The 4,166-nt window shown below is 59.2% G+C and carries 6 protein-coding genes; 3 read left to right on the top strand and 3 right to left on the bottom strand.

All coding sequences use genetic code 11. The annotated features are described in order from the left end of the window. Positions 1-90 precede the first annotated feature (90 nt). From ACRESD_RS08345 to ACRESD_RS08335, 3 genes are all read right to left on the bottom strand, one after another. A complete protein-coding gene (locus ACRESD_RS08345) occupies positions 91-1,053 on the bottom strand; it encodes a phasin family protein (RefSeq protein ID WP_431750492.1) in 963 nt (320 codons plus the stop codon). 12 nt (positions 1,054-1,065) lie between these two features. Further along, a complete protein-coding gene (locus ACRESD_RS08340; RefSeq protein WP_431750491.1) occupies positions 1,066-1,479 on the bottom strand; it encodes a phasin family protein in 414 nt (137 codons plus the stop codon). A gap of 104 nt (positions 1,480-1,583) precedes the next feature. Then, entirely contained in the window at positions 1,584-1,859 is a 276-nt protein-coding gene (locus ACRESD_RS08335) for a polyhydroxyalkanoic acid system family protein (protein ID WP_060754559.1), read from the bottom strand. A 311-nt stretch (positions 1,860-2,170) separates the two neighbouring features. On the opposite strand from ACRESD_RS08335, the gene ubiE reads away from it, so the two are divergent. The 3 genes from ubiE to ACRESD_RS08320 all read left to right on the top strand — a co-directional run. Beyond that, the gene (gene ubiE, locus ACRESD_RS08330; RefSeq protein ID WP_003171186.1) at positions 2,171-2,941 is read left to right on the top strand and encodes a bifunctional demethylmenaquinone methyltransferase/2-methoxy-6-polyprenyl-1,4-benzoquinol methylase UbiE; all 771 of its coding nucleotides are present in this window, start codon (positions 2,171-2,173) and stop codon (positions 2,939-2,941) included. Continuing rightward, positions 2,941-3,564, top strand: a complete 624-nt coding sequence (locus ACRESD_RS08325) for a ubiquinone biosynthesis accessory factor UbiJ (RefSeq protein ID WP_431750490.1) — start codon at positions 2,941-2,943, stop codon at positions 3,562-3,564. Before ubiE ends, ACRESD_RS08325 begins: the two co-directional genes overlap by 1 nt. Next, on the top strand, positions 3,561-4,166 hold a 606-nt coding region (locus tag ACRESD_RS08320), incomplete at its 3' end, for an AarF/UbiB family protein (protein ID WP_431750489.1). The genes ACRESD_RS08325 and ACRESD_RS08320, both read left to right, overlap by 4 nt.

Below are 4,166 nucleotides of genomic sequence, written 5' to 3'. Positions count from 1 at the left end.
CCCTCCCACATGGGAAGTGCAGTGCTTATCCGATCGCAATGAAAAACGCCCAACCTTCACAGGCCGGGCGTTTTTTGTGCCCCGAAAGAATCAGGGCTGACTGGATGGCGTCGGGGTTACCGGCGTTGCAGTCGAGGCAGTAGCCGCATGCGTCGGCGCGGACACCGAGTTGGCTGTTGAAGCAGCCGGTGCTGGCGTGGCAGGTTTGGCTGCAACAGCAGGCTTCGCTGCGGGCTTCTTGGCCACTGCTGGTTTCTTCGCCGCGGCAGGTTTCGCCGCAGGCTTGGCAGCTACAGGCTTTGCAACAGCTGGCTTGGCGGCGGGTTTGGCAGCGGCTGGCTTGGCTGCCGATTTCGCAACAGCCGGCTTGGCAGCAGGTTTGGCAGCGGCGGTTTTAGTCGCTGGTTTAGCCGCAGGCTTGGCAGCGGCTTTAGCTGCAACTGGTTTAGCCGCAGGCTTGGCGGCCGGTTTAGCTGCCGCAGTTCTGGCGGCGGGTTTGGCCGCTGCTTTAGCCGGAGCCTTGGCCGCAGGTTTGGCAGCCGGCTTGGCGGCAGCTTTTACCAGAGGTTTGGCGGCGGCTTTTGCAGCAGGTTTGGCAGCGGCGGTTTTAGCGGCTGGCTTGGCGGCAGGTTTGGCCGCTGCGGTTTTGGCCGGAGCCACTTTAGCGCCAGTGAGTTTTTCGATTTGCTTGGTCAGGGTATCGACCTTGCTGTGCAGCGTCTTCAACTCCGCTTTGCTGGGAACGCCCAGCCGCGAAATGGCACTGTTGAGACGTTTATCGAAAGTCTCTTCCAACTTGCCCCAAGTGTCAGAAATGCTCGACTTGGCAGAACCCGCGCTTGCCTTTGCCGCCTCTACTTTCTTACCCACTGTAGTCTTGGTCAACTTCTCGGCCTTCTCGCCGTCTTTAACCAGGGTCTCGAAGTATTTACCGCCGTCACTGCTAACCTTCGAGTACACGCCTAAACCAGCAAGCCAGATCTTACGGGAATATTTTTCAACTTCCCCGATCCACGAGCTGCCTTCTTTCTGAGTTTTCTTTTGAACAGCCATCCCGTTGTCTCCTTAGTGTTTACGCGCGACACGTTCGAGCAATGCCGTCAGCTCTTCGAGCTTAGCAGAGAGTGTCTCCACGTCATGTTTAGACGCAATGCCGATCCGATTCAAGGCACTTGCAACACGCGTGTCAAAGGCTTTTTCAACTTTATCCAGTTGAACTTCTACCAGGCCTTTGACGCTGGAGACATTACTCTTTACTTGGTCAATCTGACTGTTGGCAGCATCAAGTTGTTCAACCACAACTTTTTTGCCTTTACTTTCAACATGTTGACCAGTCTTGACCAGCTCCTTGAAGTACTCGCTGCCGACCTTGGCATATGCGCCAAGACCCGCCAGCCAGATCTTGCGGGCATAGCTTCTAACGTCACTCAGGGCAGTGGACTGAACGTCGGTTTTTTTCTTCAAAATAACTTTGGCCATGGTGCACCTCACGCAAAATAGGGTGGCGGAACGGCCCGCAGGAGTTGAGGGCTTGGGCACAAAGTAGGGCGAAAAATTAGAATCGGCACCCTAAGCGCAGTGAATCAAGCCAGCGCCTTATCCAATGCCTTCTCGATTTCAGACTTGATAGTGCCGCTCATGGCCGACATCAACAGGCCCAGTTCCACATCAATACGCAGCGACTCATCGGCCACTAACACGGTGCCTTTAACCCCCGAGCGCTTGAGGTTCAAGGTATCGCCGGACCACGACGGCTCCAGGCCATATTGCTCCTTGAGTTTGTGCGCCAACTTCTCGGCCTTCGCCCGTGCGCCTTCCTTACCCAAGGTATGTGCACGTTCAACGGTAATACGGGCCATTGCAATGACTCCTCTTTATAACTGTATGGACACCTTCTATGCGGCAAAAGGTCTCGGTAGTCGGTTATCTTACCCATACGCATCCATACAATCTGTAGTGAGCGGGCTTGCCCCGCGCTGGGCTGCGAAGCGGCCCCAATCGAGCCACCCGATATGCCAGGCAGACCGCGCCGACAGGATTTAGGGCGGCTCCGCCACCCAGCGCGGGGCAAGCCCGCTCACTACAGATTGCGTCTGTGCCTACAGCCTTGCCAAGACAAAGCAGGTCGCGGGGATTATCATGTCCCGCATTCTCTTTTGGTGACAGCGATATGACTGATCAGCGCAAAGGCAGCGATGCCGAACCCACCACTCACTTCGGTTTCAAGAACGTCCCGGAAAGCCAGAAGGCGGAAAAAGTCGCTGAGGTGTTCCACTCCGTGGCCGCCAAGTACGACCTGATGAACGATGTGCTGTCGGGCGGCATGCACCGCCTGTGGAAGCGCTTCACCATCGAGCTGTCGGGCGTGCGCACCGGCAACCGTGTGTTGGACATCGCCGGCGGCACGGGCGATTTGGCCGCCAAGTTCTCCAAGCTCGTCGGCCCCACCGGCCAGGTGGTGCTGGCGGACATCAATGGTTCGATGCTCAAGGTCGGTCGCGACCGCCTGCTGGACAAAGGTGTCGCCGGCAATATCGAATTCGTCCAGGCCGACGCGGAAAAACTGCCGTTCCCGGACAACCATTTCGATTGCGTGACCATCGCCTTCGGCCTGCGCAACGTCACCCACAAGGAAGACGCGATCCGTTCCATGCTGCGCGTGCTCAAGCCGGGCGGCCGCCTGTTGGTGCTGGAGTTCTCCAAGCCGACCAACGCGCTGATGTCCAAGGTCTACGACACCTATTCCTTCGCCTTCATGCCGTTGATGGGCAAGCTGATCACCAATGACGCCGAGAGCTATCGCTACCTGGCCGAGTCGATCCGCATGCACCCCGACCAGGAAACCCTGAAGTCGATGATGGTAGAAGCCGGTTTCGACCGCGTGACCTACCACAACATGACCTCCGGCATCGTCGCCCTTCATCGCGGCATCAAGCCCTGATGTTGCTCGCCGGTCTTCTCGCCAGCGTGGAACACGGCCTCAACCGTGTGCTGCGCCTGGACAGCACCGCCCTGGCGCGGCTCGCGCACCTCAACGGCAAGATCATTGCCGTCGACTGCCGCAGCCCTGCCTTGCAGCTGTTCATCCTGCCCAGCGATGAAGGCCTGCTGCTCGCCAGCGACTGGGCCGCCGAAGCCGACTGTACCCTGCGTGCACCGGCGTCGAGCCTGTTGCACCTGGCCTTGAGCCGCAACAAGACCGCTATCCTGCACAGCGCCGAAGTGGAGCTGGAGGGCGACAGTTCAGTACTGATGGACTTGGCTGCCGTGCTGCAAGACCTGGAACTGGATTGGGAGTATGAGCTGTCACGCTGGATCGGCCCCGTCGCCACCCAACTGATCAGCGGCCACCTGCGCAGCCGTAAACGCTGGTACCAGCAAGGCTTCGCCAGCCTCAACCAGAACCTTGCCGAATACTTGAGCGAAGAATCGCGCACCCTGGTCGGAGAACGAGAAGCGCAAGCGCGCTTTCGTGAACTCGACAAGGCCAAAATCGACCTGGAACGCCTTGAGGCCCGCTTCGAGCGCCTGAGCCGTTCCCTTGATCCAAGCGATAACGCATGAAGCTGCTCGCCGTCCGCCGTTTGTTTCGTATCCAGCGCGTCGTAATCCGCTACCGCCTCGATGACCTGCTGTTCGCCCTGCCCTTGCCGTGGTTCCTGCTTGCGGTGCGCTACGTGCTGCCGTGGCGCTGGTTCCCGCGCAAGCCGCTGGAGCTGAGCCGTGGCGCACGTCTACGCCTGGCGTTGCAGGACCTGGGGCCGATCTTCATCAAGTTCGGGCAGATCCTCTCCACCCGCCGCGACCTGCTGCCGGAAGACATCGCCGACGAGCTGATGTTGCTGCAGGACCGCGTGCCACCGTTCGACTCCCAGCAGTCGATGACGCTGATCGAAGAACAGTTAGGCAAGAAGATCAGCGAAGTATTCAGCCGTTTCGATGTCGACCCGCTGGCCTCGGCTTCCGTGGCTCAAGTACACGCCGCGCAGCTCAAGACCGGCGAAGAAGTGGTGGTGAAGGTCATCCGCCCGGGCCTCAAGCCCATCATCGGCCAGGACCTGGCGTGGTTGTTCATCCTCGCCCGCGCTGCCGAGCGCTTCTCTGCCGACGCGCGCCTGCTGCATCCGGTGGACGTAGTCGCCGACTACGAAAAAACCATCTACGAC

Origin of the sequence: Pseudomonas sp. (assembly GCF_050739995.1) — a bacterium.
Lineage (GTDB): Bacteria > Pseudomonadota > Gammaproteobacteria > Pseudomonadales > Pseudomonadaceae > Aquipseudomonas.
Note: the sequence above shows the minus strand (reverse complement) of the source record. Positions and strands in the feature narration are given on the sequence as shown.

Coding starts and splice junctions, on each gene's coding strand:
- ubiE (WP_003171186.1), top strand. CDS start 2,171: ATGACTGATCAGCGCAAAGGCAGCGATGCCGAACCCACCACTCACTTC.
- ACRESD_RS08325 (WP_431750490.1), top strand. CDS start 2,941: ATGTTGCTCGCCGGTCTTCTCGCCAGCGTGGAACACGGCCTCAACCGT.
- ACRESD_RS08345 (WP_431750492.1), bottom strand. CDS start 1,053: ATGGCTGTTCAAAAGAAAACTCAGAAAGAAGGCAGCTCGTGGATCGGG.
- ACRESD_RS08340 (WP_431750491.1), bottom strand. CDS start 1,479: ATGGCCAAAGTTATTTTGAAGAAAAAAACCGACGTTCAGTCCACTGCC.
- ACRESD_RS08335 (WP_060754559.1), bottom strand. CDS start 1,859: ATGGCCCGTATTACCGTTGAACGTGCACATACCTTGGGTAAGGAAGGC.